This window comes from Mesorhizobium sp. M1A.F.Ca.IN.020.06.1.1 (genome assembly GCF_004023265.1).
Taxonomy (GTDB): domain Bacteria; phylum Pseudomonadota; class Alphaproteobacteria; order Rhizobiales; family Rhizobiaceae; genus Mesorhizobium.
This window is the reverse complement of the sequence record NZ_RZSR01001070.1, coordinates 1-1,888: the sequence shown is the minus strand read 5'-3', so window position 1 is coordinate 1,888 and position 1,888 is coordinate 1. Positions and strand designations below refer to the sequence as shown.

The 1,888-nt window shown below is 66.4% G+C and carries 3 protein-coding genes; 1 reads left to right on the top strand and 2 read right to left on the bottom strand.

What is annotated here, in order from left to right:
- On the top strand, positions 1-304 hold a 304-nt coding region (locus EOA60_RS31010), incomplete at its 5' end, for an SDR family oxidoreductase (RefSeq protein ID WP_128312472.1).
- 60 nt (positions 305-364) lie between these two features.
- On the opposite strand, the gene EOA60_RS31005 is transcribed toward EOA60_RS31010, so the two are convergent.
- Positions 365-1,309: an ABC transporter permease gene (locus EOA60_RS31005; RefSeq protein ID WP_095826245.1), complete on the bottom strand. Its 945-nt coding sequence runs from the start codon at positions 1,307-1,309 to the stop codon at positions 365-367.
- Positions 1,306-1,888, bottom strand: a 583-nt coding sequence (locus tag EOA60_RS31000; RefSeq protein ID WP_164899693.1) for an ABC transporter permease, incomplete at its 5' end; no start/stop codon positions are given. The genes EOA60_RS31005 and EOA60_RS31000, both read right to left, overlap by 4 nt.

The window sequence follows — 1,888 nt, the reverse complement described above, 5'->3', positions numbered from 1 at the left end:
CTATGACACCACTAAAGGCGCCTGCCACATGTTCGCGCGTGCCATCGCGGTGGAGTTCCGCGATCGCAACATCCGCTGCAATGCCATCTGTCCCGGCTTCATCCGCACGCCGCACGGAATGCGCGAGGTCGCCGACCTCGGCAAGCTCGGCGTCGATGTTTCCGATGCCGCCATGGCCGCGCAACAGGGCCGCATCGGCGAGCCGGAGGAAGTGGCCAAGGCGGCGCTGTTCCTGGCGAGCGACGAATCGAGCTTCGTCAACGGCGCGCATCTCTTCGTCGACAACGCCTTCACGGCGATCTGAGGCGTCCCAAGCTTGGGCCCTTCCTCTACCCCGGCGATCGGGGGAGAGGAAAGAATCTACCTACCGTTCCTCGCGTCGAAACGGCTTCAGCAGCGCCGAAGGCGCGACCGCGTTGCGCGAAATGAAGGCCATGGCGACGATGGTGAAGATGAAGGGCAGCATCAGGAAGGCTTCGTAAGGGATGTGCCCGAGGCCGCTGGCCTGCATCCTGAGCTGCAGCGCGTCGACGAAGGCAAAGAGCAATGCCGCGCCCGCCGAACGCCACGGGTCCCAGCGGCCGAACACCACCAGCGCGATCGCCACCCAGCCGCGCCCCGACACCACGCCGAAGGTGAAGGCGTTGAACTGCGCCATGGTGAGAAAGGCGCCGGCAAGACCCATCAGCGCGCCGCCGAGGATCACGGCCTGGAAGCGCGTGACGATCACGCTGACGCCGGCGGAATCCGCCGCGCGCGGGTTCTCGCCGACCATGCGCACCGACAGCCCCCAGGGTGTGCGGTAGAGGACGAAGGCGGCAAACGGAACGGCGATGATCGCGAGATAAACCAGCGTGAACTGGTTGAACACCGCCGGACCCAGGATCGGAATGTCCGACAGCAGGGGGATCGGCGCCGGCTGAAAGCCCTTGATGCTGGGCGGCACCGATTGCTGGCCGAAGATCAGTCGGTAGAGGAAATAGGCGAGCCCAGAGCAGAACAGCGTCACGCCGATGCCGCAGACATGCTGGCTGAGGCCCAAGGCCACCGTGAACAGCGCATGCAGCGCGCCCATCGCCGCCCCGACAAGCACGGCCACCAGCACGCCCAGCCACAGGCTGCCGCTCAGGCTGGCGGCGGTGAAGCCGGCCATGGCCGCCAACAGCATGATGCCTTCGATGCCCAAATTGAGCACGCCGGCCCGCTCGGAAAACATTTCGCCTAGCGTGGCGAAGGCGAGCGGTGTGGCGATGCGGATGATGGCTGCGAGAAAGCCGACCTGAAAAATCTGCTCGAACACCGCGCTCATGCGGGCGCCCCCACGCGGCGGATGCGATAGGCGGTGAAGAGCAGCGCCACCAGCATCGCAAGCAGCGCCGTACCCTGGATGACCTCACTGAGGAAGGCCGGCACGCCGGTCGCGCGCGACATCGCCTCGGCGCCGGTCATGACCGCGGCAAGGAAGATCGCGGCCGGCACGACGCCGAGCGGATTGAGCCTGGCGAGCATCGCGACGACGATGCCGGAATAGCCGTAGCCCGGCGAGATGTCGCTCATCACCTGGAAATGGACGCCACCAACCTCGCCGACGCCGGCCAGTCCGGCCAGCGCGCCGGAAAGCAGCGCGGTGGAGAGCAGCACGCGCTGGGTATTGATGCCGCCATAGCGGGCCGCCTCCGCATTCTCGCCGGTGACGCGGATGCGGAAGCCGAGCGTGGTGCGCGCGATCAGGAACCAGCAGACGGGCGCTGCGATCAGCGCCACGACGACGCCGATATGCAGCCTTGTGCCTTCGATCAGCACCGGGAAATAGGCGGAATCCTCGATTGGCGGCGAGATCGGATAACCGGAAAAGGTGTCCTTCCAGGGCCCCTCGATCAGCGCCATC